This is a genomic window from Citrobacter sp. Cu096 (assembly GCF_030332285.1).
Lineage (GTDB): Bacteria > Pseudomonadota > Gammaproteobacteria > Enterobacterales > Enterobacteriaceae > Citrobacter > Citrobacter meridianamericanus.
On sequence record NZ_JAOWID010000030.1, the window covers coordinates 1698627 to 1723284 of the forward strand.

Annotated in this window: 24 protein-coding genes; 9 read left to right on the plus strand and 15 right to left on the minus strand. The window is 51.9% G+C overall.

Annotated features, from left to right (window positions below):
- Window positions 1-19: 19 nt before the first annotated feature.
- Window positions 20-562 (minus strand): fimbrial protein, encoded by a 543-nt coding sequence (locus OGX99_RS22645; protein WP_151217990.1) that lies wholly within the window; start codon window positions 560-562, stop codon window positions 20-22.
- Window positions 563-1292: 730 nt separating this feature from the next.
- On the opposite strand from OGX99_RS22645, the gene OGX99_RS22650 reads away from it, so the two are divergent.
- Entirely contained in the window at window positions 1293-1586 is a 294-nt protein-coding gene (locus OGX99_RS22650; protein ID WP_286545149.1) for a YciI family protein, read from the plus strand.
- Window positions 1587-1641: 55 nt separating this feature from the next.
- Here the strand turns inward: OGX99_RS22650 and phoH are convergent, their stop codons facing one another.
- From phoH to putP, 5 genes are all read right to left on the minus strand, one after another.
- Window positions 1642-2430 carry a phosphate starvation-inducible protein PhoH gene (phoH, locus tag OGX99_RS22655; RefSeq protein WP_003036052.1) on the minus strand — a complete coding sequence of 263 codons (789 nt, stop codon included), beginning with the start codon at window positions 2428-2430 and terminating at the stop codon, window positions 1642-1644.
- Window positions 2431-2952: 522 nt separating this feature from the next.
- Complete coding sequence (gene efeB / locus OGX99_RS22660; RefSeq protein WP_286545151.1) at window positions 2953-4236, minus strand: iron uptake transporter deferrochelatase/peroxidase subunit; 1284 nt, start codon at window positions 4234-4236, stop codon at window positions 2953-2955.
- A 5-nt stretch (window positions 4237-4241) separates the two neighbouring features.
- A complete protein-coding gene (gene efeO / locus OGX99_RS22665) occupies window positions 4242-5369 on the minus strand; it encodes an iron uptake system protein EfeO (RefSeq protein ID WP_252838117.1) in 1128 nt (375 codons plus the stop codon).
- 57 nt (window positions 5370-5426) lie between these two features.
- A complete protein-coding gene (gene efeU, locus OGX99_RS22670) occupies window positions 5427-6260 on the minus strand; it encodes an iron uptake transporter permease EfeU (RefSeq protein ID WP_187252686.1) in 834 nt (277 codons plus the stop codon).
- A gap of 212 nt (window positions 6261-6472) precedes the next feature.
- Window positions 6473-7981: a sodium/proline symporter PutP gene (putP, locus tag OGX99_RS22675; protein WP_286545156.1), complete on the minus strand. Its 1509-nt coding sequence runs from the start codon at window positions 7979-7981 to the stop codon at window positions 6473-6475.
- A gap of 421 nt (window positions 7982-8402) precedes the next feature.
- Here putP and putA point away from each other — a divergent pair, with 421 nt between their 5' ends.
- On the plus strand, window positions 8403-12365 hold the full coding sequence (putA, locus tag OGX99_RS22680) for a trifunctional transcriptional regulator/proline dehydrogenase/L-glutamate gamma-semialdehyde dehydrogenase (protein ID WP_151217985.1): 3963 nt from the start codon (window positions 8403-8405) through the stop codon (window positions 12363-12365).
- A 57-nt stretch (window positions 12366-12422) separates the two neighbouring features.
- Entirely contained in the window at window positions 12423-12818 is a 396-nt protein-coding gene (locus tag OGX99_RS22685; protein ID WP_187252689.1) for a lysozyme inhibitor LprI family protein, read from the plus strand.
- Here OGX99_RS22685 and rutR read toward each other — a convergent pair.
- The 3 genes from rutR to OGX99_RS22700 form a co-directional block, all read right to left on the minus strand.
- The gene (gene rutR, locus OGX99_RS22690) at window positions 12815-13453 is read right to left on the minus strand and encodes an HTH-type transcriptional regulator RutR (protein WP_151217983.1); all 639 of its coding nucleotides are present in this window, start codon (window positions 13451-13453) and stop codon (window positions 12815-12817) included. The two genes, OGX99_RS22685 and rutR, sit on opposite strands and share 4 nt — an antisense overlap.
- Before the next feature lie 58 nt (window positions 13454-13511).
- Window positions 13512-14426 (minus strand): DMT family transporter, encoded by a 915-nt coding sequence (locus OGX99_RS22695; RefSeq protein WP_187259687.1) that lies wholly within the window; start codon window positions 14424-14426, stop codon window positions 13512-13514.
- Window positions 14427-14587: 161 nt separating this feature from the next.
- On the minus strand, window positions 14588-14761 hold the full coding sequence (locus OGX99_RS22700; protein ID WP_003036022.1) for a con-10 family general stress protein: 174 nt from the start codon (window positions 14759-14761) through the stop codon (window positions 14588-14590).
- A gap of 385 nt (window positions 14762-15146) precedes the next feature.
- Here OGX99_RS22700 and wrbA point away from each other — a divergent pair, with 385 nt between their 5' ends.
- Window positions 15147-15743 carry an NAD(P)H:quinone oxidoreductase gene (gene wrbA / locus OGX99_RS22705; RefSeq protein ID WP_003832057.1) on the plus strand — a complete coding sequence of 199 codons (597 nt, stop codon included), beginning with the start codon at window positions 15147-15149 and terminating at the stop codon, window positions 15741-15743.
- A gap of 20 nt (window positions 15744-15763) precedes the next feature.
- Window positions 15764-15991 carry a YccJ family protein gene (locus tag OGX99_RS22710; protein ID WP_061067654.1) on the plus strand — a complete coding sequence of 76 codons (228 nt, stop codon included), beginning with the start codon at window positions 15764-15766 and terminating at the stop codon, window positions 15989-15991.
- Window positions 15992-16029: 38 nt separating this feature from the next.
- On the opposite strand, the gene agp is transcribed toward OGX99_RS22710, so the two are convergent.
- The 6 genes from agp to OGX99_RS22740 form a co-directional block, all read right to left on the minus strand.
- Window positions 16030-17271 (minus strand): bifunctional glucose-1-phosphatase/inositol phosphatase, encoded by a 1242-nt coding sequence (agp, locus tag OGX99_RS22715; protein ID WP_151217982.1) that lies wholly within the window; start codon window positions 17269-17271, stop codon window positions 16030-16032.
- Window positions 17272-17520: 249 nt separating this feature from the next.
- Window positions 17521-18027, minus strand: coding sequence for a protein disulfide oxidoreductase (locus OGX99_RS22720; RefSeq protein ID WP_151217981.1), 507 nt, complete (start codon window positions 18025-18027; stop codon window positions 17521-17523).
- The gene (locus OGX99_RS22725) at window positions 18017-18640 is read right to left on the minus strand and encodes a DsbA family protein (RefSeq protein ID WP_151217980.1); all 624 of its coding nucleotides are present in this window, start codon (window positions 18638-18640) and stop codon (window positions 18017-18019) included. The genes OGX99_RS22720 and OGX99_RS22725 overlap by 11 nt, the downstream gene beginning before the upstream one ends.
- A complete protein-coding gene (locus OGX99_RS22730; RefSeq protein ID WP_286545160.1) occupies window positions 18637-20517 on the minus strand; it encodes a protein-disulfide reductase DsbD family protein in 1881 nt (626 codons plus the stop codon). Before OGX99_RS22730 ends, OGX99_RS22725 begins: the two co-directional genes overlap by 4 nt.
- Window positions 20518-20565: 48 nt before the next feature.
- On the minus strand, window positions 20566-20928 hold the full coding sequence (locus tag OGX99_RS22735; protein ID WP_151217979.1) for a copper resistance protein: 363 nt from the start codon (window positions 20926-20928) through the stop codon (window positions 20566-20568).
- A 70-nt stretch (window positions 20929-20998) separates the two neighbouring features.
- A complete protein-coding gene (locus tag OGX99_RS22740) occupies window positions 20999-21403 on the minus strand; it encodes a VOC family protein (protein WP_151217978.1) in 405 nt (134 codons plus the stop codon).
- A 389-nt stretch (window positions 21404-21792) separates the two neighbouring features.
- On the opposite strand from OGX99_RS22740, the gene dsbA reads away from it, so the two are divergent.
- From dsbA to OGX99_RS22760, 4 genes are all read left to right on the plus strand, one after another.
- Window positions 21793-22416: a thiol:disulfide interchange protein DsbA gene (dsbA, locus tag OGX99_RS22745; RefSeq protein ID WP_286545162.1), complete on the plus strand. Its 624-nt coding sequence runs from the start codon at window positions 21793-21795 to the stop codon at window positions 22414-22416.
- Between the two features lie 194 nt (window positions 22417-22610).
- Entirely contained in the window at window positions 22611-23531 is a 921-nt protein-coding gene (cbpA, locus tag OGX99_RS22750; protein WP_151217976.1) for a curved DNA-binding protein, read from the plus strand.
- Window positions 23531-23824, plus strand: coding sequence for a chaperone modulator CbpM (gene cbpM, locus OGX99_RS22755; protein ID WP_151217975.1), 294 nt, complete (start codon window positions 23531-23533; stop codon window positions 23822-23824). The genes cbpA and cbpM overlap by 1 nt, the downstream gene beginning before the upstream one ends.
- Window positions 23825-23945: 121 nt before the next feature.
- Complete coding sequence (locus OGX99_RS22760; RefSeq protein WP_151217974.1) at window positions 23946-24632, plus strand: Crp/Fnr family transcriptional regulator; 687 nt, start codon at window positions 23946-23948, stop codon at window positions 24630-24632.
- Window positions 24633-24658 lie beyond the last annotated feature (26 nt).

Here is a 24658-nt window from a genome sequence, read left to right on the forward strand (position 1 = left end):
CTTTTCGTTTACTCAGTACTTAGTTATAAGCCAGAGTGAAGTTTGCTACAGAAGTGAAGTCACCTGGAACGATGGCGCTCGAAGCATCCAACGCGGTCAGATAGGCGGCAAAATTCAGCTCATTGTCACCGCTCATAATACCAGTGGTTGAGGCCGCTTCACCTAATGTCACGGGAACGCCATCGTCAGCAGTAACGGCAACGCCTGCGCCAGAAGCAGTACCTGCAATGGCAAACAGATCCGTTGCAGAACCGGCCGGAGTACCATCAAACGTTGTCGTTACTGTTTTATCTGTCAGCGATTCGACATTACAATCTTCCAGTTTGATCTGGAAAGGAACCGGTGTTGACTTGCCGCCACCTTCCAACACCTTGTTAGAGATCTGTCCCAGACTAACAGTCTGATCGATAGAGTCAGGGGCAATGGAGCACGGCGCATCAATAATGGTCCCCGTAAAAGTCACGGTACCATGACCAGAGTCAGCACCCGGCAAAGCTAAGGCGCTACCTGAAGCCATTACCAAACCTACTCCCACAGCAATGACAAGTTTATTAATTTTCATATATGAAATATTCCGTTAGTTTTAACTAAAAATAGAAAATGAATTAATCAAGATTAAATTCACGTCTGCATACTAATCACATCAAACAATAACATCAAGAGCATTAAAATGATGTTTTATAATATAAAACATTAATTCATTTAATATCGCCATATTTATTAAATTAAGAATCTATCTCAATTAGAGTTTATTCCACAACCGCGAATCCCCTGCATTTTCAGGACGCCAGCTGCGCAAAATCTACAACAGCCGCCAGTTTTTACAACTTGTGTATATTTCGCTTCTGAGGAACGTGAACGCGTTATTTCTTAACATGCCCTAACATTAATTTATCAGCTCCACTATTCATTTTGTGTCAACCTGTACCAGCATATCTCGTTGGTTCACCTTTCATCCCAACCGGTGAGTGTTATGCTCAGACAGTCCAGGATAAGCAGTTGTGTTTTTGACAACTGAGCAAACTGTTTTCTGTAGCTGTCATCAAGAAGAACCAGGAGGCGGAAAGTATCAGGATTGACTATCAGCGTGCCGTGTAGCACACCTTTGTATTCATATTTAGCAGTTCCCTTCACCGCCATCTTTAAACAAGATCTCGTACGCAAGCACAGACTTTTTTTCGTATGTGATCCGTCCGGAATAGCATTAAATCCCCTGGCAACCCCAATAAATATTCTATCTCTATTGAGTCGCATGCTACCGTGGTATCCCGCATGTATACATGGACAATAAAATGAGCGTTATTAGTGTGGTCGTTTTAACCTATGTCAAACCGTTAAATGAAGTTGATAGCCTACTTCCTGCACACGTCGAGTGGCTGAAAAAGGGTTATGCCGAGGGTTTATTCCTGACTTCAGGTCCTAAAATCCCACGTTCTGGTGGCGTGATATTGGCAAAATGTGATGATACTGAAAAACTTAAAAACTACCTCAACCAGGATCCCTTCCAACAGTCAGGTATCGTAAAAGTTGAGCTGATCCCATTTGAAGCAACAATGACGACGGCAGCTATAAAAGATATTCTGTAATACCGTTAACAAATAACAAAGCCCGGTTTCCCGGGCTCTGGAGACGGAGTACTTATCAGTTGTAAGCGTTGAGCGTCCGCTGACAGAGCGCCGAACGGACGCAATCGTCTTTATTGAAACGAACTATACCAACCATATCATCTTCTTCGAAACGGGCCAGCGCATCGCTTAGCCCTGAGCGAACGTGCGCAGGTAGATCGCACTGGGTCACATCCCCATTCACAATCACCGTCACATTCTCCCCGAGGCGAGTTAAAAACATCTTCATTTGCGCAGCAGTAACGTTCTGAGCCTCGTCAAGAATGACCACTGCATTTTCAAATGTACGTCCACGCATATAGGCGAACGGTGCGATTTCCACCTTACCAATCTCAGGTCGCAGGCAATATTGCATGAAGGAGGCTCCCAGGCGCTTCACCAGTACGTCATACACTGGGCGAAAATAGGGAGCGAACTTCTCAGAAACATCTCCAGGTAAGAAGCCGAGGTCTTCATCAGCTTGCAGAACTGGACGGGTTACAATGATCCGGTCCACGTCTTTGTGGATCAGGGCCTCTGCTGCTTTTGCTGCGCTGATCCAGGTTTTACCACACCCGGCTTCACCGGTGGCGAAGATCAGCTGTTTACTCTCGATAGCATTCAGGTAGTGCGCCTGAGCCTCATTTCGCGCCGTGATTGGCGTGGCATCGCGACTATCACGCGCCATACCGATCGCTTCTACGCCGCCCATCTGCACAAGCGATGTGACCGACTCATCTTCACGTTGTTTATGACTACGCGAATCCCGCCTCAGCACACGTTTTGCTTCACGACGAGCTTTGATCACTGCTTTTTGTCTTCCCATGGATAGCACCTTGAGTTGTAGGTATACATCACACGCGCCGTTGGCGGCACGATTATGCGCACGAACATCTGAGGGTTGGCTTCCTTGTAAGCCATTGCTTGCTTTCGGATAAGACGCCACACACGGCTACGCGCACCGTACAGGGTGTCAGTTACAAGGAGAAGAAGTGAATGAGAGAGAGATTTAGCGGTGACGAGGAGGCTACCGGAAGAGAAACGTCCGCGTAGGGTACAGCTGCTATTGTGAAAAACATGTCCAATGCAGGACTTTTCCATTCGCGATCTCCATAGTGAACAACCATCACCGCCGGGAACTACCGCTAATACTTATAAGTACATCATAATCTTTTGCTAATGCAACAATATTTTTACTTGTCGTTAACTTAATATCTATCTTATCACCAGAGACAGTCTCTTGCAGAGAGATGACAGAAATATTTCAGTCCCCCACCAAGCATAAAAAATAATTTGTTGATTCATCAAGATGTCAGGAAAAGCCCCGCTGTACAACGGGGCATAATTATCAGGCTTCGATCAGGGCCTGTCCCAGATAATGGTCTGCGGTTTTGACGCCCGGCAAAGCAAAGAAGTATCCCCCACCAATCGGTTTGACATACTCTTCGAGTGCTTCGCCGTTCAGACGTTTCTGCACCGTCAAAAAACCTTTTTCCAGGTCATGCTGATAGCAAACAAACAACAGTCCCATATCCAGCTGACCGGAACTGGTCACGCCGAGTGAATAGCTATAGCCACGGCGCATCATCAAACTGGAGTCAGTCTCTTTGGTGCGAGGATTTGCCAGACGGATATGGCTGTCGAGCGCAATCACCTCACCGTCAGGATCGTTGGCATAGTCAGGCACATCGTGCTCGTGCCGCATACCCAGCGGCGCGCCGGTATGTTTATCGCGACCAAAAATCGTTTGCTGCTCTTGTAGCGGCGTACGATCCCAGAACTCAACGCGGAACTGAATGAGCCTGACGGCCTGATAACTCCCACCTTGCGCCCACGCGGGTTCACCCTGCCCATCCGTCACCCACACGACCTCTTGCATCAACTTCGCATTCGTAGCGTCAGGATTCGCGGTGCCGTCCTTAAAGCCAAGTAAGTTGACCGGGGTCTCTTTACCCTTACTGCGCGCGGCGTGGTCGGAAATAAACCCTTCACGTTTCCAACGTACGCTGAGGAGATCAGGCGTATGTTTAATAATATCGCGCAGCGCATGGATGACGGTGTCCTGCGTGTTGGCACAAATCTGCAGCAGCAAATCACCATGACACAGCGCCGCATCCAGCGAATCATTCGGGAAGCGGGTCATTTTTTGCAGCTTTTTCGGCATCTGCGATTTCAGACCATAACGTTCATCAAATAGCGAGGAGCCGACTGATAACGTCATCGTCAGGTTGTCTGGTGCAATATATGCGCCGAGGATACCGGAATCCATAGGGGGGAGACGCGGATTCGGCGTTTCCGGCGCCGGCCCGCCGGTGGTCAGAAACGCAAATCGGCCGGTCAGTAACCGGAACAATCGTTCAAGATCGGCTTTATCGCTGGCGAGCACATCGAACGCCACCAGCATCATTGATGCCTGCTGCGGCGTCAGGATCCCAGCCTGATGCTGACCATAAAACGGCTGCGCTTCGCTACGCGCATCAGGGGACAGCGTTCCCGGCGCGCTTTGTGGTTTTTGCGCGTGAGCAACCGGACACCCACCCGCCAGCGCCAGCGCCCCACCCAGAGCGCCCATCCCTTTCAGTAAACGTCGGCGTGACGGTTCGCTCACGCCGTTTTCATAATCTTGCTGCATAGTGCTTAATCCAGGCCCAGAACACCGCGTAATTGCGACAAGTCTTCCGCCAGCGTCGTGATCGGCCCTTTCAGCGCATTGCGATCGGCATCGGTCAGTTTGTCATAGGTTTCAAAACCGTCTTTGGTACGGTACTTACTCAGAATGCTATCGACTTTTTTGAAGTTCGCATCCACCTTCGCCAGCAGTTCAGCATTGGATTTTTGTAACTGAGGACGCAGGAGATCGACAATTTTCTGTGCGCCATCGACGTTGGCCTGGAAATCCCACAGATCGGTATGGCTGTAGCGATCTTCTTCCCCGCTGATTTTGCTGGCAGCGACTTCTTCAATCAAACCGGCTGCCCCGCCAACCACTTTTGACGGTGGGAAGGCCAGTTCGCTAATGCGCGTTTGCAGATCGATAACGTCACTGTTCAACTGATCGGCGTATTTATCCATACCCTTGGTGGTATTGTCGCCAAACAGCGCTTTTTCCAGGCGGTGGAAACCGGTGAAATTAGGATCAGCGGCTTTTTGCTCGTAGTCGTCTTCACGGGCATCGATGCTGCCGTCGAGATCGGAGAACAATTCAGCAATCGGTTCAATACGCTCATAATGCTGACGCGTTGGCGCATACAGCGATTTCGCTTTTTCCACATCGCCGGCTTTAATCGCATCGGTGAAGGCTTTAGTCCCCGTAACCAGCTGCGCGGTTTCTGCTGTCACATAGGCTTTGTATCCGGTAATCGCACCGTCCAGGCTCAGTAGAGCATCGCTCTGCGCAGCATCCGCCGTTGCGCTACCTTTTACGATCAGTTTGCCTTTCGGGTTAGTCAACAGACCACAGGTCATCTCATATTCGCCAGGCTGCAGATTAGCCGTCATTTTCTGGCTAAAGCCTGGCGCAATGTTTTCACGCTCTTCAACCACCATGACGCCTTTAAGAATTTCCCACTCCAGCGCTTTCTGACTATGGTTCTGGATGATGAATTGCGTTTTCCCGGCGTTAACCGTGAGGGTCATCGGCTCACACTGTTTGTCGTTAACCGTGACTTTTACCTGCGGAATATCGGCGGCTTGAGCAGAAAAAGCGGATGCAAACAGCACAGCAATACCCAACTGCAGCGCACTACGGCGAAAATGAAGCGTCATAACCTGGCCCTTTAATAAGTATGTTGTAACTAAAAAATATTCTGCATCGCATTTTTATCAGGGTGCGGTACGCGATGCCGTAGTACCTGAGCGCGGCGGTAGTGCAAACATAACCAAAGCTGGAATCAGGTAGATAAACCAGACAGCAACTTCACTGACGCTTGGCGCTTCCTGATAACCGAAAATACCTTCCATTAATGTGCCAAACAGCGAATGCGTCGAAAGCACGCTACTCATGTCGAACGCCACATCCTGAAAATGATTCCATAACCCGGCTTCGTGGAACGCGCGGATGGCCCCAGCGGCAAGACCGGCAGCCACCAGCAGAATAAACAGGCTGGTCCATTTGAAGAATGCCCCGAGATTGAGTTTGATCCCGCCGAGGTAAATCAGGTAACCCAGTACCACCGCAGTGCCCAACCCCAGAATCGCACCTAACGGCGGCCAGATGCCGACATCCTGCTGGAATGCCGCCAGCAGGAAGAACACAGATTCCAGTCCTTCACGGGCAACAGCAAAAAAGACCATCATTACCAGCGCCCAACCGTGATGATTACTGCGTTGCAACGCGTTATCGACAGCCTGTTCAAGCTGGACTTTGACGTTGCGGGAAACGTTGCGCATCCAGAACACCATCCAGGTGAGGATCACTACGGCAATCAGCGCCACGATACCTTCAAACAGCTCCTGTTCTTTTTGCGGAAATTCGCCGGTGGTTTCGTTGATGAAAACGCCTAAGGCCAGGCACAATGCCGCCGCCAGCAGAACACCAATCCACATCACCCCAATCCATCGACCACGCTGAGTCCGTTTCAGGTAACTGGCAATCAGGCTGACAATCAGCGCGGCCTCTAAGCCTTCGCGCAACATAATGAGAAATGGAACAAACATGCGAAGAACCCTTAAACGTTATTCTCAGTCAATTGATGAAAAGAAAAGTAAATTACAGTGATAGTGATTATCATTACAGAAGAAAAAAACTCAAGCAGAATGTTTTAGGAATGATGACTGAATGTAAAAAGTTAGGCTAGTAACGGTTATGACTGTTTTACGAGCGGGTAATAAAAAAGCCCGCACGCGGCGGGCTTAGGGACAGAGGCTGATTATTCTACCTGTAAACGCGACGGCGGAGCGGAGTGATAATGGGCGTCGGCTTCAGCAAAACGTTGCTGCATAGCCACTGACGGCGCTTTACCTACCAGGCTGAAAATCACAATACCGATGCTGCCGAAAACAAAGCCCGGGATGATTTCATACAGACCCAGCCAGGCGAACTGCTTCCAGACGATTACCGTTACCGCACCGATGATCATCCCTGCCAGCGCGCCGTTGCGGGTCATACGCGACCACATTACCGAGAACAGAACCACCGGGCCAAACGCCGCGCCGAAGCCCGCCCAGGCGTAGCTTACCAAGCCCAGCACGCGGTTCTCCGGGTTCGCCGCCAGCGCAATAGACACCAGCGCTACAACCAGCACCATGATGCGACCAATCCAAACCAGCTCTTTCTGGCTGGCATTTTTACGCAGGAACGCTTTGTACAAATCTTCAGTGATTGCACTCGAGCATACCAGCAGCTGGCAGCTCAGCGTCGACATCACCGCAGCGAGGATCGCAGACAGCAGAATACCGGCAATCCACGGGTTGAACAGGATTTGCGCCAGTTCAATAAACACGCGCTCGGCGTTCTGATTAACGGCACCGGCCAACGTCGGATTGTTGTTAAAGTAAGCGATACCAAAGAAGCCAACGGCAACTGCTCCTGCCAGACAGAGGATCATCCAGGCCATACTGATACGGCGAGCATGAACAATACTATGATGAGAATCTGCCGCCATAAAGCGCGCCAGAATATGCGGCTGACCGAAATAGCCCAGACCCCAGCCCATCAGCGAAATGATGGCAACAAAATTCAGCCCTTTGAACATGTCCACGTTCTCAATGCTCTTTTGTTTAATCACTTCCAGTGAATCATCGAACCCACCCACGCCAATAATAACCATCACCGGCGTCAGGAGCAGGGCGAAAATCATCAGGCTGGCCTGGACAGTATCGGTCCAGCTTACCGCCAGGAAACCACCGATAAAGGTGTAAATGATAGTCGCGGCCGCCCCCGCCCACAGCGCGGTTTCGTAGCTCATACCAAAGGTGCTTTCAAACAGACGCGCCCCTGCCACAATACCGGAAGCACAATAGATGGTGAAAAACAGCAGAATAACCAGCGCGGAGATAATACGCAGAATCCGGCTTTTATCTTCAAAGCGTCCGGTAAAGTAATCCGGTAACGTCAGTGCATTGTTATTGTATTCGGTGTGTACGCGTAAACGTCCGGCCACCAGTTTCCAGTTGATCCATGCGCCCAAAATAAGACCGATAGCGATCCAGCTTTCTGAAATCCCCGACAGGAAAATTGCGCCAGGCAGCCCCATCAGCAGCCAGCCGCTCATGTCAGATGCCCCGGCGGATAACGCGGTCACGAATGGACCCAGACTGCGCCCACCAAGAATGTAATCGTCAAAGTTTTTGGTCGAACGCCATGCAATAAACCCTATCAATATCATGCCGAAAATATAGACACAGAATGTCACTAACATCGGTGTGCTAATAGCCATCAAAACTCTCCAAAATTATGTATCAGCAATGCCGTGGCTTGCCGTTTTATTACCCTGCCGGAACGTGGCAAAGATATCTATGTTTACCAGGCGACCGTATCCTGCCGGAAGCGATGGTTATTCACAATCGATTTAACACACCATTTACATCAAATTTAATCCAGAGTAGATAGCATTTTTCTGTAGGTTGCACTCTCTCACATTTTTTTCGGTTGCACCTTTTAAAAGTGTTAACTACCGCAGAGAAAAAGATTCAGTAACTTTTTCAGTCCCTGGCATAACGATCATATTTATTAACATTTCATTCATTTCCAAGCTTGCAAACCAAGTCACATTTAACATGGTTGCACAAAGTTGCAACATGATGGATATTTCTCGGTAACTATCAGACCCGTATTTAAGTACAACAGGAGTAAATGGCATGGGAACCACCACGATGGGGGTTAAGCTGGATGACGCCACTCGCGAGCGTATTAAAACAGCAGCATCACGAATCGATCGCACACCACACTGGCTGATTAAGCAAGCCATCTTTAATTATCTCGAAAGACTGGAAAATGACGATGCGCTTCCTGAACTGCCAGCTCTGCTGGCGGGCGCTGCGAATGAGGGTGAGGAATCCACCACGCTGCAGAATGAAGCGTATCAGCCTTTCCTGGAGTTCGCCGAACAGATCCTGCCACAGTCTGTTTCACGCGCAGCAATTACCGCCGCGTACCGCCGTGCCGAAACCGACGCAGTGCCAATGCTGATGGAGCAGGCTCGCCTGCCGCAACCCATCGCCGAGCAGGCGCATAAGCTGGCGTACAGCCTGGCCGATAAACTGCGCAACCAGAAGACCGCCAGCGGGCGCGCCGGGATGGTACAGGGTTTATTGCAGGAGTTCTCTCTTTCTTCGCAGGAAGGTGTCGCGCTAATGTGTCTGGCCGAAGCCTTGTTGCGTATTCCTGATAAGGCAACCCGCGATGCGTTAATCCGCGACAAAATCAGCAACGGTAACTGGCAGTCGCACATTGGACGCAGCCCGTCCCTGTTCGTCAACGCGGCGACCTGGGGGTTGTTGTTTACCGGTCGTTTGGTTTCTACGCATAACGAAGCCAGTCTCTCACGCTCACTGAACCGTATTATCGGCAAGAGCGGTGAACCGCTGGTGCGTAAAGGCGTCGATATGGCAATGCGCTTAATGGGTGAGCAGTTTGTCACCGGGGAGACCATCGCCGAAGCGCTGGCTAATGCGCGTAAACTGGAAGAAAAAGGCTTCCGCTACTCTTATGACATGCTGGGCGAAGCGGCGCTGACCGCCGCTGATGCTCAGGCTTATATGGTTTCATACCAACAGGCGATCCACGCCATTGGTAAAGCCTCGAACGGTCGTGGTATCTATGAAGGACCAGGTATTTCTATCAAACTGTCGGCGCTGCATCCACGTTATAGCCGCGCGCAGTATGACCGCGTCATGGACGAGCTCTATCCTCGACTGAAATCGCTTACTCTGCTGGCACGTCAGTACGATATCGGCATTAACATTGACGCTGAAGAAGCCGACCGACTGGAGATCTCCCTCGATCTGCTGGAAAAACTGTGCTTTGAACCTGAGCTGGCGGGCTGGAACGGGATTGGCTTTGTAATCCAGGCTTACCAGAAGCGCTGCCCGTATGTGATTGATTATCTCATTGATCTGGCTACACGCAGCCGCCGCCGACTGATGATCCGCCTGGTCAAAGGCGCGTACTGGGATAGCGAAATCAAACGCGCTCAGATGGACGGTCTTGAGGGGTATCCGGTCTACACCCGTAAGGTGTACACCGACGTCTCCTATCTGGCCTGTGCGAAAAAACTACTGGCCGTCCCCAACCTGATCTATCCACAGTTTGCCACCCACAATGCCCATACGCTGGCGGCCATTTATCAGTTAGCGGGTCAAAACTACTATCCAGGGCAGTACGAGTTCCAGTGCCTGCACGGCATGGGTGAGCCGCTATATGAGCAGGTCACCGGCAAAGTCGCTGATGGCAAGTTGAACCGTCCATGCCGCATTTATGCGCCGGTCGGCACGCACGAAACGCTGCTGGCGTACCTGGTGCGTCGTCTGCTGGAAAACGGCGCCAACACCTCATTCGTCAACCGTATTGCAGACACCACCCTGCCGCTGGATGAACTGGTTGCTGATCCTGTCGAAGCCGTTGAAAAACTGGCACAGCAGGAAGGTCAGGCCGGGCTGCCGCATCCGAAGATTGCCCTGCCGCGAGACCTGTACGGTAAAGGCCGGGAAAACTCAGGCGGACTGGATTTAGCTAACGAACATCGTCTGGCCTCGCTGTCTTCTGCCCTGCTCAACAGCGCGCTACAAAAATGGCACGCCAAACCAATGCTCGAACAACCGGTCGCTGACGGTGAAATGACGCCAGTCGTCAACCCGGCTGAACCGAAAGACATTGTCGGTTACGTGCGTGAAGCGACACACAGCGAAGTGGAACTGGCGTTGCAGAACGCGGTAAATAACGCGCCGATCTGGTTCGCCACGCCGCCCCAGGAGCGCGCCGCTATTTTGCATCGCGCCGCCGTGCTGATGGAAGGTCAGATGCAGCAGTTGATTGGCATCCTGGTGCGTGAAGCAGGTAAAACCTTCAGCAACGCCATTGCGGAAGTACGCGAAGCGGTCGACTTCCTGCACTATTATGCCGGCCAGGTCCGCGATGACTTTGATAATGAAACTCATCGTCCGTTAGGCCCGGTGGTCTGTATCAGCCCATGGAACTTCCCGCTGGCTATTTTCACCGGACAGATTGCCGCCGCGCTGGCAGCGGGCAATAGCGTGCTGGCGAAACCGGCAGAACAAACCCCGCTGATTGCCGCTCAGGGCATCGCAATCTTGCTTGAAGCGGGAGTCCCTCCGGGCGTGGTGCAACTGTTGCCCGGTCAGGGTGAAACCGTTGGGGCGCAGCTCACTTCCGATGAGCGCGTTCGCGGCGTGATGTTTACCGGCTCCACAGAAGTCGCCACGCTGTTACAACGCAATATCGCAACCCGCCTTGATGCTCAGGGGCGCCCAATCCCACTTATCGCCGAAACGGGTGGGATGAACGCAATGATTGTCGACTCCTCCGCCCTGACGGAACAGGTCGTGGTCGACGTCCTGGCCTCTGCATTTGACAGTGCCGGACAACGCTGCTCCGCGCTGCGCGTCCTGTGTCTGCAGGATGATGTGGCCGACCACACGCTGAAAATGCTGCGCGGCGCGATGGCGGAATGCCGCATGGGCAACCCGGGCCGCCTGACGACCGATATCGGGCCGGTTATCGATGAAGAAGCGAAAAGCAATATTGAGCGCCACATTCAGACTATGCGCGCCAAAGGACGTCCGGTATTCCAGGCCGTGCGTGAAAACAGCGACGATGCCCGTGAATGGCAAACCGGTACCTTTATCGCGCCAACGCTTATCGAGCTGGAAAGCTTCGACGAATTACAAAAAGAGGTGTTCGGCCCGGTACTGCATGTCGTGCGTTTCACCCGTAACAATCTGGGCAGCCTCATTGAGCAAATTAATGCCTCCGGCTACGGCCTGACGTTGGGTGTGCATACCCGTATCGATGAAACCATTGCCCAGGTCACGGGATCGGCACATGTGGGTAACTTGTACGTTAACCGCAATATGGTCGGTGCCGTCGTCGGCGTGCAGCCATTCGGCGGCGAAGGCTTGTCAGGAACCGGGCCAAAAGCAGGTGGACCGCTGTATCTGTATCGCCTGCTGGCTAACCGTCCGGAAAATGCGTTAGGCATCACGCTTGCGCGTCAGGATGCAGACTACCCGGTTGATGCGCAGCTAAAAACTGCACTCATTCAGCCGCTGGAAGCGCTCAGTGAATGGGCAACCGATCGTCCATCGCTGCGTGCGCTCTGCCAGCAGTTTGGCGAACTGGCGCAAGCCGGTACCCAACGTCTGCTGCCAGGCCCCACCGGCGAGCGCAATACCTGGACGCTGTTGCCGCGCGAACGCGTGCTATGTATTGCCGATGACGAACAAGATGCACTGGTACAGGTTGCCGCCGTGGCTTCCGTAGGTAGCTTAATCCTGTGGCCTGATGATGCATTCCATCGCGACCTGGCAAAATGCCTGCCAACTGAGGTTTCCGGGCGCATTCAGTTTGCCAAAGCAGACAACATCACCTCGCAGCCGTTTGATGCCGTTATTTTCCACGGTGATTCCGATCAGCTTCGCGCATTGTGCGAAGCGGTGGCGGCCCGCGAAGGGGCGATTGTCTCGGTCCAGGGCTTTGCCCGCGGCGAAAGCAATATTCTGCTGGAGAGGCTGTACATTGAGCGCTCCCTGAGCGTCAATACCGCCGCTGCCGGGGGGAACGCCAGCCTGATGACAATCGGTTAAGGTTGTGGTTAATTAAGGCTCCGGTAACGGGGCTTTTTTGTAAAGTCAGAGGGAAACATGAAACGAATTTTACTGACATGTGCAGCGCTGCTGCTTAGCGGCCAGGTACTGGCGGATGACTGCGCCAGCGCGAACACGCAGATTGAAATGAACACCTGTGCGGCAGAACAGTTTAAGACAGCAGATGCCAAACTGAATGAAACCTATCAGAATGCGCTGAAGCGCGCCGCCCCAACTCAGCGCGATTTACTGAAAAAAGCGCAAAACGCATGGATAACCTTGCGCGATGCGGACTGTGCGTTAATCAGTTCCGGTACCGAAGGCGGCAGTGTCCAGGCGATGATATCCAGCCAGTGCCTGACGGATAAAACCAACGAGCGCGAAGCGTTTCTCGCCTCGCTCTTACAGTGCGAAGAAGGTGATTTAAGTTGTCCGTTACCGCCGGCCGGTTAACGCACGCGGATCCCTTCAATAATCATCCGCTGCACGCTCTCAACGGTTTGGTTAAAAAAGGCTTCATCACGCAGCGTTGCGCCCGTCACCGCCTCCACCTGTGGAGCAAAATCGGCGTAATGCTGGGTTGATGCCCAAATCATAAAAATCAGATGGTGCGGATCGACCGGCGCCAGCTTCCCGCTTTTAATCCACCCGGCGATCAGCGCGGACTTCTCATCAATCAGCGTTTTGAGATCGCCCGTTAATTCAGCCATCAACAACGGTGCGCCTGCCAGCATCTCCATACAAAACAGCCGTGACGCCTGAGGGTAATCCCGGGACACTTCCAGCTTAAGACGAATATATTCTTTGATGGCCACCAGCGGCGCAAAGTCTTCGCGAAACGCCTTCAACGGTGCCAGCCAGATGTCGAGGATTTGCCGTAAAACGGCAATATAAAGCACCTCTTTTGACGAGTAGTAATAAAGCAGATTGGTTTTTGACACCCCCGCCTGCTCAGCGACCTGTTCGAGGCGCGTGCCGTGGATCCCATATTGGGAGAAGATATTTAATGCCGCGGTTAATATGGCCTGGCGTTTTGCACTGACGGCCTGCGAGCGCTTACCTGTTTTTTTCTCTGCGCGTTGAACCATGCGCCCTCTCCTTCTTGTGAGGGCGTCAGCATACCAAATCACGCGGTGAATGGTTAAATTAAAGCGACTCCGGCGGTACCTCTTGTACCACCGTTTTTTTCTTTTTGAACTTTAGTTCACTGACCAGCACGCCAACAATAATGAAGGCCGCGCCGAGCAAAGCCAGGAGCGGTAAGCGTTCCCCCGCCAGACGACCAAAGATCCCTGCCCATACCGGCTCGCCGGTATAAATGACCGTCGCGCGCGTCGGCGAAACGCTGCGCTGCGCCCAGTTCATGGTAACCTGGATAATCGCACTGAAAATCCCCAGCCCCAACGCCACAACCAGCAATCCGGTAGACATCGACGGTACGGACTCTCCGGCAGGGGCCATCGCAATAAACGCCACGATAGAAGCAGTTGCCAGTTGTACCACCGTTACCCGCCGCACATCCACTTTCCCCGCCCACGCGCTAATCAGGATAATTTCCGCCGCAATCGCCACCGCGCCAGCGAGCGTTATCCACTCCCCTTCGCCTAAAGCCAACACATTGCCTCCCGGCCCGGCAAGGAAAATCAACCCGATAAAGGCCAGAACAATACCGATACACGGCATCAGTCCGGGCATACGTCCCAGACACAACCATTGTAAAAGCGGTACCAACGGCACGTACATCGCAGTAATAAACGCCGATTTACTGCTGGGAATAAACTGTAGTCCCCAGGTTTGCAGACTATAGCCCAGCGCAATGGCGATACCGATTGCCACCCCTGCTTTGAATTCCAGCCACGTTAGCTGATGCAATGTGCGTAACGACAAAAGCGCGACCGCCAGCGCAGCGGTGGCAAAACGTACGCCAACAAAGAAAAAAGGTCCGCTCAGGGTAACGGCATATTGCACCGCCAGAAACGTGCCACCCCAGAACATGGTGATCACAATAAGGATCGCTTCCTGAGGTTTAACAGAGAAGGAATAACGAGAAAGTAATGACATGAGACACCCGATTAACTGAATATCGTTAGTCTGCGTTGCGTTTTGTTACAGTTCAACCTTGCAGATAAAAAAAACCGCCGGAAAAACCCGGCGGCGGTGGCTTCGTAACGTCTGACTCTGATCCTCAGCCGTCACGCTATATCTGACAGATAACCTGGCAATTACGATTTGTTGTTGCCGTGGCTATTTTTGCCCCCTTTTTTGCCTGCCTCTGAAGCGCGTTGCGGGTCATTCTTAAAGTTGCCCCCGCTGTGCTGGCCACCTTTTCGACCTGCTTCTGATGCTCTTTCGCGGTCTTCCGCAAAGTTACCGGAACCGCCCCGATGGTTTGCCATTACTGACCTCCGTCATTGTTTAGACATCATATTGCATAGGTACTGAGGAGTGATACCTCACGCAGCGTTATGGGCGATGCCCTGAAAATAACTGCGTGGGATTAAGCATAGTGAAGCATGGCCTGAACAATGGCTGGCTGTAATATTCTGCAACAGGATAAGTGGCGATATACAAATAATCACACAAGAAATCAATAAGCCTTTCTTATCATTACTGAAATCAGCCCGTTTAAATATGTATCATTTTGCTACAAAACGTGGTTGTGTAAAAATTGTTATAAATCAAAGAAGTGATTGTGAAATTTGCACTCCTGACAGTACGTCATATCTTTAAATGTAGGTAGCGAATCGCTACGGACACGGTTAACTCGAGGAGTAGTGTAAAATGGCAAAAGTTCTGGTGCTTTATTATTCCATGTACGGACACATTGAAACTATGGCCCATGCAGTCGCAGAAGGCGCAAATAAGGTAGATGGTGCGGAAGTGATTATTAAGCGCGTACCAGAGACCATGCAGCCTGAGATTTTCCTCAAGGCTGGCGGCAAAACCCAAAACGCACCAGTCGCAACCCCGCAAGAACTGGCTGATTACGACGCCATTATTTTTGGTACCCCGACACGCTTTGGCAATATGTCCGGCCAGATGCGCACCTTCCTCGACCAGACTGGCGGACTGTGGGCTTCTGGCGGCCTGTACGGCAAACTCGCCAGCGTATTCAGCTCAACGGGCACCGGTGGTGGCCAGGAACAAACCATCACCTCAACCTGGACTACGCTTGCCCACCATGGGATGGTGATTGTGCCCATCGGTTACGCGGCGCAAGAACTGTTTGATGTCTCTCAAGTTCGCGGCGGTACACCTTACGGCGCAACGACCATCGCCGGAGGCGACGGCTCTCGCCAGCCAAGTCAGGAAGAATTATCTATCGCCCGCTATCAGGGTGAATATGTCGCGGGTCTGGCAGTAAAACTCAACGGCTAATCTTCAACAGGAGGATTCGAATGCCAACTCAAGAAGCGAAAGCTCATCACGTCGGTGAATGGGCAAGTCTGCGCAATACATCGCCGGAAATAGCCGAAGCCATTTTTGAAGTCGCGAATTATGACGAGAAACTGGCGGAAAAAATTTGGGAAGAAGGTAGCGACGAAGTACTCATCAAAGCCTTTGAGAAAACAGACAAAGATTCGCTCTTTTGGGGTGAACAGACTATCGAACGCAAAAACGTCTAGCGCTCTGACTCCCCCGCGCTCGCGGGGGAGTTTTTCTTTTACTTCGCCGCCTCATTCAACACGCTGTCGAACTTATCTATCGGACAAAAACCATCCGCATCTATCGGGCAGCCTTTCAGCTCCAGCGTTACGCGCTGCGCCGGAGACTTCAGCGTCAGGGCCTCAGCATTACGCAACTGCTGCGAGCTCTGATACACGTACTCGATCTTCATCAGGTCACGATTCGCGTTACTGTCATGCCAGCGCTGGAAGACTATCTTCCCGCCAATCGGCGTACGCTCGTTCTGATCGTGAAGCTGGTATGGTTTGAAATCCAGCGCAGTGAGCAGCGATGCGATGTTTGAATCATGGCCCACCAACACGGTAATTTTCGGCGCTTTCACGCGTTCCGTAACCAACGCATTATCAATATATTTCACCAGCGGTTTGGCGACGTTCTGCGCCACTTCAGGGGAGGTGAACAGGCTGTCCTGATAGCCGTTTTTCAGCTTCGACAATACCTTCCATTGTTGATCGGATTTAATCTCGCCCCAGGCGACCTGGTCCATCGGGAAACCTTCGTAATATTGCAACGTGAAGGCATCAACCAGCGAATTCCCCACCTTCAGCGGCCCCGAAACACCAGGCTCCTGCTGATATTTCGCGCTGAACGTATCTTTGGCATCGGTCAGGGAACACTGCTGCTTTTCTTTACAGGACGGTGAGTCCTTGTAGTCGGTCATTTGCTCAAGCAACTGATAGCTGTCGTTGAGCTGCATTTTGCTACGCTCTTTCTCCATTGCCTGAACGGCCTGCTGGCTGAAGGCGGCAGAATCATCGGTGATCACCGGGTTAAAGGTGGGATCCATGGTACCCATTTTTTCCTGATGATGAACCGGAACGTCACAACCAGGGAAAGCGCCGGTGACAAAGAACTGCGCCGTGGCGACCGTACGCTGCAGACTGTTAGCATAGGTATAGACTGTATCCGGTGCCGGACATTCGCCCGATTTCACCATCCCCTGCTCTGCCAGCCACTCCCGCATATAGTGGCCCATATAGATTTCCAGCACACCGCCTTTAGTAGTCAGTTGTCCGCCGGGGACATCCCATTCTGGCCATTGCTTGGGGGTGGACTGTTCAAGAACGCTGCCGTTATTGGCTAAAGGTGCGCGTAAGTTATGCCGACTCATCATCAATACTTGTTGAAGCTGATAGCCTTCCGGCGCGGTCTGAGCCTGCGCGGCGGTAGACAGTAATACAGCCCCTGCCACGGCTGCGGCGATTAACGATTTATTCATCCCTACGACCTCTTGTTGTTATCAATCACAACAGAGTGTGACAGAAATATGACATTTTTCCGGGAACGCTTTCGCAAAACGAATCATCTACCGCGTTGTTTTAACGCCGAACTCACTTTCAATTTTCCTGAAAAGCGAAGATAACCTGTTCTGGACGTTGAACGCCGTGCCAGCTTCGCCAGGCAACGAAATATGTCTTCCCATTTACGGGGAATGATAAAAAAATGCCGGGTTTCCCCGGCACGAATATCAGAACGTTTTCGCCCACCACAACCGAAGCTTCATGCCCCAGTAGCTGGTCCAACCGCTGGTTGTTGATACTACCCGTCCTTGTGACATCACCACCAATGTCGGTGTGACGCTAATATCCCAACTACGGGAGATGGCTCCGTTCGCATCATTGATCACCGGAAACTCCACGCCTTTATGCAACAGCCAGCGAGATACCTCGGCTTCACTTCCGGAGCGTAACGCAATGGTCATCACGTTTTCCCCTTCTGAACGCAGTCTGGCAACTTCCGGCGTTGTAAAGCGACATACACCGCACCAGCTCGCCCAGAAATAGAGCAACACCGGTTTGTCTTTACTGAGCGTCGCCAGGGTGACGGTTTCCCCCTCCAGCGTTTGCAAAGGCGTGCTGTCAAAAGAGGCAGGGACCTGCGGCGCGCGCCAGACATCCATCAGTAGCATCGTCCCTGCCAACAGCGCCAGTAAAATCAGTCCTTCGCGCAGCCAGCGGCGCAGCTTACTGAGCATTGGCCGCCGCCAGCTTTTCTTTTACCACTTCCTCAAGAGTTTCCCACGGCACTGCACCGGGAATAAGTTCATCGCCAATAATCGTTGCGGGAGTTCCCTGCACACCCACCAGCCGCGCCAATTGCAGGTTAGTGCTCAGCGTTTCCGCACTTTGGGCGTCCAACGTCACCGGATTGACACCCGCTCTTTCCTGCGCCTGTTTGATGCTGACGTCGGTATGGTAACCTTTCTTCTGCATCAGTTTTTCATGTAGCGCCGGAAACTGCTGCGGATGCTCACGCCAGGTAGTCAGCACGGTCCGCGCCGCAAGTTCCGAACTTTCCCCTTTAAACGGTAACGGTTTAATCACTACCGCCACGTCAGGGTATTTCTGCACTATTTTTTCCAGCATCGGATCCAGTTGCTTGCAGTATGGGCAGTTGTAATCAGTGAAGTTTATCAGGGTCAGTTTTGCCTGCTTTGCGCCAATCCGCGGGCTGTTGGGATCGTTGAACAGGGCTTCCTGAATTAATGCTTCAATTTGCTTTTCCTGTTCCGGAGTAAACGGTGCCGGCTCTTTCGCTACGCTGACGGCAGAAAACAGGGTTAACAGCAGAACAATCATCATCTTCATGGAGTGACTCCTTGGGCATTGGTCAGCGTTTGCAGTACCGCATCGCGGGTTAACAACGTGGGTAACGCCTGGCCTTCCGGCAGACCGGGGCCATAAATTTGGTTATACGGCACAGCAACCTGGCCGCGTTTTTTGAGAAATTCGGTGATGGCTTCAGAAGGGAGCGTCCAGTCGCCGCGCAACGCCACCACATCCGGTTGTTGTAAAGCGGCTTGTACGTCATCTGTATTCAAGACGTTGTATTTATTTACTTTACAGGTAATGCACCAGTCGGCAGTCACGTCAATGAACACGCGCTTATGTTGCGCCAGTGCATCCTCTATCGCCTGCTCGCTTAGCGGTTGCCAGTTCACGCTTTCTTTCGCGCCACCTTGCCCACCAAATCCTAAATGCGGGAGCAGCAGTGTCGCAAGCCAGATAGCCGAACCCAGCATCATCACACCGAGCAGACGCCGCAAAATATTCATCCAGCGCCCTGGCCGCGGCAAACGCAGCGCCAGACCGGGACGCAGGGCCACGAGCAGCCACGGCAAGCTCATCCCCACCCCAAGTGCGATAAACAGCCCCCACAATGTTGGCAGCGAAGCGGTTAAAGCTACCGCCACCGCTGTTCCCAGAAACGGGGCGCTGCACGGCGTAGCAAGCAGCGTCGCAAATGCGCCTTGCCAGAAATGTCCCGACAGGCCGTTGCCGCCGTGAGTCGCCAGCGTCGTGGTCATCGCCGACGGCAGGCGGAATTCAAACCAACCAAACAGGCTGGCGCTGAACGTCAGCATCACCAATACCATCACGCCAATGAACCACGGATTCTGAAACTGGATCCCCCAGCCGAGCGCCTGATTGGTTAAACGCAACACCGTCATCATTAGCGCCAGGGCCATAAAGGAAACCAGTATTCCGGCTACCGATGCCAGAAACTGACGGCGGATCTGGCGACGGCTTTTTTCCTCAACCAGCAAAATTGAGCCCAGCTTCATGCCCAGAACCGGTAACACACAGGGCATCAGGTTGAGAATCAAACCGCCCAATAACGCCATTAACACCACCTGCCACAACGGGAGTGAGGCGTTTTCAATAACCGGGGCTTCGCCAATCGTAAGACGACTTTCCTGGGCAACACCGTTATCCGCCAGAACCAGCGTGACTGACTTACCGCGTAAATCCGGCGCGCCTTCCCCCCAACCGTCATGAACAGGTACCGTAGCGCGTAGGGTCTCACCTTCGACGTGAATTTGCGGCATACCAAAATCCGCATCATCAACGGTATCCAGAAAAAGTTCAGGCTGGGTCCAGCCGCCCTGGCGATGAGCTTCGACGACTAACTCTCCCGCCCGTGCGCCGGCGCTCAGAGCATCGGTCAGGCCGCTGGCCAGCGGAACCTGCCCCATCGCCTGAGCATAGTCATGCGCAAAAGCCGGGTCCTGAGCTGTGGGCGTCACGGAAAAGGGAAAATCCGTCAGCAGGCATACGTTGCTACAGGTGGATAGCGTCAAAATACCGTTGAGCGTGGCAGGTGATCTGTCGCGCACAACCATTGGGAACGTCACCTGATCGTGATACCCCTGGGTAGTAATGTTGGCAACTTCAAAGCGTGCAGGGGTTGGCCAGAACCAGTCGACCACGGGCATTTCCCCTTGCCAGGCGACAGAAGGTGCGACCCCGCCCTCACCCGGCGAACGCCAGTAAGTTTTCCAGCCATCTTCCAGTTTAACATCCAGCAACAGACGGGTTTCGCCACCAGCGGACGTATCAGCGCGTAACCGTACGCTGGCGTGATCGTTATCGGGTGAACGCAGCCAGCCGGGTTCAGCCGCCCAGGATACGGGCAGCCATAGCAATAACAGACAGAACAGCGCCTGCCTGAAAACAGTCATCATAAATTTTCTCCGTGAATAATTATCTAACAGTCAGCAACAGCTGTTCTGTCATTCACGGAAGACACAAAATCGCAGATGTACCCTGAGAGTGGGGGGCGAGATGGCTCGCGGTGGGAAAAAAGGCAAACGAAATGCCCGCACTGGCGCCAGCAGCGACAAAAGCAGACACAGCACCAGAATAGCGCCTTCAAACAGTACAGGAGGTGCGGCAAGTAACGACTTCGCGCTCAGTTCACACGGGGTAACGGGTGAGGCCTCATCGGTCTGCGCGGGTGCGCTTACGACAATGCTGGCGGCAACAGTGTTCATCTGCAACGCATGCAGACCTGCCATGCGTTGTGCGGTGCAAACCATCACCACAACACATGCCAGACAGAGGAACCACCATCCCATCCGTTGACGTTTCGCCATTATACCCTCACTGATTGATGCGAGTTATCTTAACCACTCGCCAGGTTTTGGCAACCTTTGTGCTGTAAAGTTATGTCCTGCTGTCGGCTGGATATACCGCAATTTCAATCAGATTAAGATCGGGATCTCTGATGTAAACCGAGCGAATCGCTCCTGTCGCGCCAGTGCGCGCCACCGGTCCCTCAACGATATCGATCCCATGCGTTTGAAACGTTGCCATCACTTCATCCAGCGTACGCGTGGTGATAAAACACAGATCCAGCGCCCCCGGTGTAGGCAGATAAGCTTTGGGTTCAAACTCTTTTCCCCGAATGTGGAGGTTAATCTTTTGATTACCAAAGACGAAGGCTTTGCGCCCTTGCGCGAAAGTTTCCAGCCTCATCCCTAATAGTTCGACATAAAAACGTACGCAAGCCTCTTCATTATTGGTGGTCAGTACCAGGTGATCCAGGCGGTCAATCATAACGATATCCATTTGGTTGCTCGTCTCTGACACTTACCCTATTCATTCCTGTGCGACAAGAAAATCTTTCAGATACTTTGGCATAATGTATGCGCAACGCCTTACCACTCACGTTTTACAAGCGAAATGATAATGACTCTATTTTCGCCTTTATTCATTACACTATAACATTGCTAAAAATAACCACAGAAATATCACGGAAGTTATTATTCACTATTTGCGAAGAATACCCGTGAGTATTTCTATGACTGCACATAAATAATGACCACAACTTACGAATGCGTAAATGAAAGTAAGGGTCAGCGCATTTTCAGGTCATTATCGTATTATAGCCAGACGCAATGAATGGTGTATTCATTCGCCGAAATTTGTTTGTTAAATGTTATTTAGAGTATATGGAAATGAAAAAATATTTATTACCCCTGATTGCGTTACTTTTTACAATGAGCGCCCAGGCAGCATCATTTACCGACGGCAAAGAGTTCATCTCACTGGAAAAACCTGTCGCTTCCGCACCAGCTGCATTGAAGTTTTTCTCATTCTATTGCCCTTCCTGTTATCAGTACGATGAAGTTTTTGAAATCACCGATAACGTGAAAAAAGTCTTGCCTGCTGATGTAAAACTCACCGAATACCATGTCGACTTTTTAGGCCCGTTGGGGCAAGACATGACGCATGCCTGGTCCGTCGCCATGCTGTTGAATGTACAAGATAAAGTTAAACCGTTGCTTTTTGATGCCGTGCAGAAAAAACAAACCATTAAAACAGCGGACGATATTCGTAGCGTATTTATCAGCGCGGGCGTCAGCGCCAGTGATTATGATGCCGCATGGAACAGTTTTGCCGTGAAATCACTAACCGCAAAACAGCAAGAAATGGCTAAAGCTGTAGATTTAACCGGTGTGCCCGCCATTTTTATCAACGGTAAATATATGATCAATCCGAAAGGACTGAAATCGGATGACCTGAACTCTTTTGTGAAGAGCTACGCAGATACGGTCCGCTATCTGATCACCAAATCCTGACCTTTCGCTAATCTCACTTTTCGCACCACACAACTGGCAAAAAGCGCTGTTGGTGGTGCGCAATCACATCATTTATACCAATATCCTTTCTTCCCGGTTGGCATTCGCCGTTATCAGGATTACCCTAAACTTAGCGGTGTTACCTGTTGTCGGGGTACACCTTCTTCAAGTGTTGATTTACACGAGAGAACGCTATGGAATTAAAGGATTATTACGCCATTATGGGCGTGAAACCGACAGACGATCTCAAGACAATCAAGACCGCCTATCGTCGACTCGCCCGTAAATATCATCCTGATGTCAGCAAAGAGACTGACGCTGAGGCCCGGTTTAAAGAGGTTGCTGAAGCCTGGGAAGTCCTGAGTGATGAACAGCGACGTGCCGAGTACGACCAGCTGTGGCAGCATCGCAACGACCCACAGTTCAACCGTCAATTCCAGCAAGGTGAGGGGCAAAGCTACAGCGCCGAAGATTTCGACGATATCTTCTCCTCCATTTTTGGTCAGCATGCACACCAGCCGCGCCAGCGTCATGCCAGCCGCGGACACGATATTGAAATTGAAGTTGCGGTGTTCCTGGAAGAAACGCTTACTGAGCATAGCCGCACGATCAGTTACAACCTGCCGGTCTACAACGCATTCGGCATGGTAGAACGTGAAATTCCCAAAACGCTGAATGTGAAAATTCCGGCTGGCGTCGGCAACGGTCAGCGTATCCGTCTTAAAGGCCAGGGCACCCCAGGTGAAAACGGTGGGCCGAACGGTGACTTGTGGCTGGTAATTCATATTGCACCGCATCCGCTGTTCGACATCGTTAATCAGGATCTTGAAGTGGTGGTTCCTCTGGCACCATGGGAAGCCGCATTGGGCGCGAAAGTAACGGTTCCTACGCTAAAAGAGAGCATCCTGCTGACCATTCCAGCGGGTAGCCAGGCCGGGCAGCGGTTACGCATTAAGGGCAAGGGCCTGGTAAGTAAAAAACACACTGGCGATTTGTATGCAGTGATCAAAATCGTCATGCCGCCAAAACCAGACGACACCAGCGCCGCCCTGTGGCAGCAACTGGCGGATGCACAAAAGTCCTTTGATCCGCGCAAAGAGTGGGGGAAAGCATAATGGCTAACGTCACCGTCACCTTTACTATTACCGAATTTTGTCTGTACACCGGGGTATCAGAAGAGGAGCTGCATGAGATTGTCGGCTTAGGAGTGATAGAACCCCATGAAGACGAAACGTTCGACGATCATGCGCTAACCATAATGCGTCGCGCGGTGCGCCTGCGTCAGGAACTGGAGCTTGACTGGCCAGGAATAGCCGTTGCGTTGACGTTGCTGGAAGAGAACGTTCAACTGCGGCAGGAAAATCGCCTCCTGCGCCAGCGTTTGTCTCGTTTTATCAGTCATCCTTAAATTCTCAGGGCCGGCATGGGGCTGGCCCTTTTATTGTCCGAAACCTGCTCTTAATGACATTAAGCAGTAGATAGCATACAGTCAGTGATAAGAATTTTCGCAAACACTAAGACGTTGAGTCATGCAGCTTAAGCCCCTCACAAAAGGTCGTTTTCACAATATCTGGCAGCAGGATGATGCCTTAATTGAGAAGATATTCCAGGAGCTACTCTCTGAAACGCAGATTATCCACGAAGATGAGTATCTCTATCACCAGGGACAGGTAGTCGATCGACTTATCATGGTGCAATCAGGGAGAATTTCCCTGCGTTACAGTGCGGAAAATGGTCGCCGTTTTCAGCTTGGCGCAATGGAATGCGATGAGCAACTGTTTGGTGAAATGGAGTTTTTTACCGGGTATCGCTGCCAGCTCGATATCGTGGCCGAAGAGCCGCTGACCGTGGCGGTGTGTAGCTGCGAACGTCTGGAAGAAGCGCTGAACCAACATCCCAGACTGGCGATATTTTTTGCCAGTGCGATGGCGATTGATTATCAGGATATGCTGGAAATCTTCCTGCACCGGATGCTCTACCCTATCGTTCATAACGTGGCGTATGACCTGTATCGCCAGCATCAGAACAAACAACCGATGGATGGTTTCCATAAAAAATATCAGGAAGCAGAACGATTCGGTACCACCGATCGGGTCTATCGGCGGGCGGTTAAAGCCCTGACGGATGCCGGGTTGGTAACGCGCACGAAACAAGGACTGGAAATTAAGGATCTGGATGGGCTACGAAAATTCCTCGGCAATGACATCATTGACTGACACACCATCCCCGCAAAGAGGGTAAG

What these genes read in the sequence shown, in the direction of transcription:
- OGX99_RS22720 (WP_151217981.1), bottom strand. Translation starts at nt 18,027, where the DNA reads ATGCTCAGTAAGCTGCGCCGCTGGCTGCGCGAAGGACTGATTTTACTG.
- agp (WP_151217982.1), bottom strand. Translation starts at nt 17,271, where the DNA reads ATGAATAAATCGTTAATCGCCGCAGCCGTGGCAGGGGCTGTATTACTG.
- dsbA (WP_286545162.1), top strand. Translation starts at nt 21,793, where the DNA reads ATGAAAAAATATTTATTACCCCTGATTGCGTTACTTTTTACAATGAGC.
- wrbA (WP_003832057.1), top strand. Translation starts at nt 15,147, where the DNA reads ATGGCAAAAGTTCTGGTGCTTTATTATTCCATGTACGGACACATTGAA.
- cbpM (WP_151217975.1), top strand. Translation starts at nt 23,531, where the DNA reads ATGGCTAACGTCACCGTCACCTTTACTATTACCGAATTTTGTCTGTAC.
- rutR (WP_151217983.1), bottom strand. Translation starts at nt 13,453, where the DNA reads ATGGTTCAACGCGCAGAGAAAAAAACAGGTAAGCGCTCGCAGGCCGTC.
- OGX99_RS22650 (WP_286545149.1), top strand. Translation starts at nt 1,293, where the DNA reads ATGAGCGTTATTAGTGTGGTCGTTTTAACCTATGTCAAACCGTTAAAT.
- OGX99_RS22645 (WP_151217990.1), bottom strand. Translation starts at nt 562, where the DNA reads ATGAAAATTAATAAACTTGTCATTGCTGTGGGAGTAGGTTTGGTAATG.
- putA (WP_151217985.1), top strand. Translation starts at nt 8,403, where the DNA reads ATGGGAACCACCACGATGGGGGTTAAGCTGGATGACGCCACTCGCGAG.
- OGX99_RS22685 (WP_187252689.1), top strand. Translation starts at nt 12,423, where the DNA reads ATGAAACGAATTTTACTGACATGTGCAGCGCTGCTGCTTAGCGGCCAG.
- OGX99_RS22700 (WP_003036022.1), bottom strand. Translation starts at nt 14,761, where the DNA reads ATGGCAAACCATCGGGGCGGTTCCGGTAACTTTGCGGAAGACCGCGAA.
- efeO (WP_252838117.1), bottom strand. Translation starts at nt 5,369, where the DNA reads ATGACGCTTCATTTTCGCCGTAGTGCGCTGCAGTTGGGTATTGCTGTG.
- OGX99_RS22710 (WP_061067654.1), top strand. Translation starts at nt 15,764, where the DNA reads ATGCCAACTCAAGAAGCGAAAGCTCATCACGTCGGTGAATGGGCAAGT.
- cbpA (WP_151217976.1), top strand. Translation starts at nt 22,611, where the DNA reads ATGGAATTAAAGGATTATTACGCCATTATGGGCGTGAAACCGACAGAC.
- OGX99_RS22725 (WP_151217980.1), bottom strand. Translation starts at nt 18,640, where the DNA reads ATGAAGATGATGATTGTTCTGCTGTTAACCCTGTTTTCTGCCGTCAGC.
- OGX99_RS22730 (WP_286545160.1), bottom strand. Translation starts at nt 20,517, where the DNA reads ATGATGACTGTTTTCAGGCAGGCGCTGTTCTGTCTGTTATTGCTATGG.
- OGX99_RS22735 (WP_151217979.1), bottom strand. Translation starts at nt 20,928, where the DNA reads ATGGCGAAACGTCAACGGATGGGATGGTGGTTCCTCTGTCTGGCATGT.
- efeB (WP_286545151.1), bottom strand. Translation starts at nt 4,236, where the DNA reads ATGCAGCAAGATTATGAAAACGGCGTGAGCGAACCGTCACGCCGACGT.
- efeU (WP_187252686.1), bottom strand. Translation starts at nt 6,260, where the DNA reads ATGTTTGTTCCATTTCTCATTATGTTGCGCGAAGGCTTAGAGGCCGCG.
- phoH (WP_003036052.1), bottom strand. Translation starts at nt 2,430, where the DNA reads ATGGGAAGACAAAAAGCAGTGATCAAAGCTCGTCGTGAAGCAAAACGT.
- OGX99_RS22740 (WP_151217978.1), bottom strand. Translation starts at nt 21,403, where the DNA reads ATGGATATCGTTATGATTGACCGCCTGGATCACCTGGTACTGACCACC.
- OGX99_RS22695 (WP_187259687.1), bottom strand. Translation starts at nt 14,426, where the DNA reads ATGTCATTACTTTCTCGTTATTCCTTCTCTGTTAAACCTCAGGAAGCG.
- putP (WP_286545156.1), bottom strand. Translation starts at nt 7,981, where the DNA reads ATGGCTATTAGCACACCGATGTTAGTGACATTCTGTGTCTATATTTTC.
- OGX99_RS22760 (WP_151217974.1), top strand. Translation starts at nt 23,946, where the DNA reads ATGCAGCTTAAGCCCCTCACAAAAGGTCGTTTTCACAATATCTGGCAG.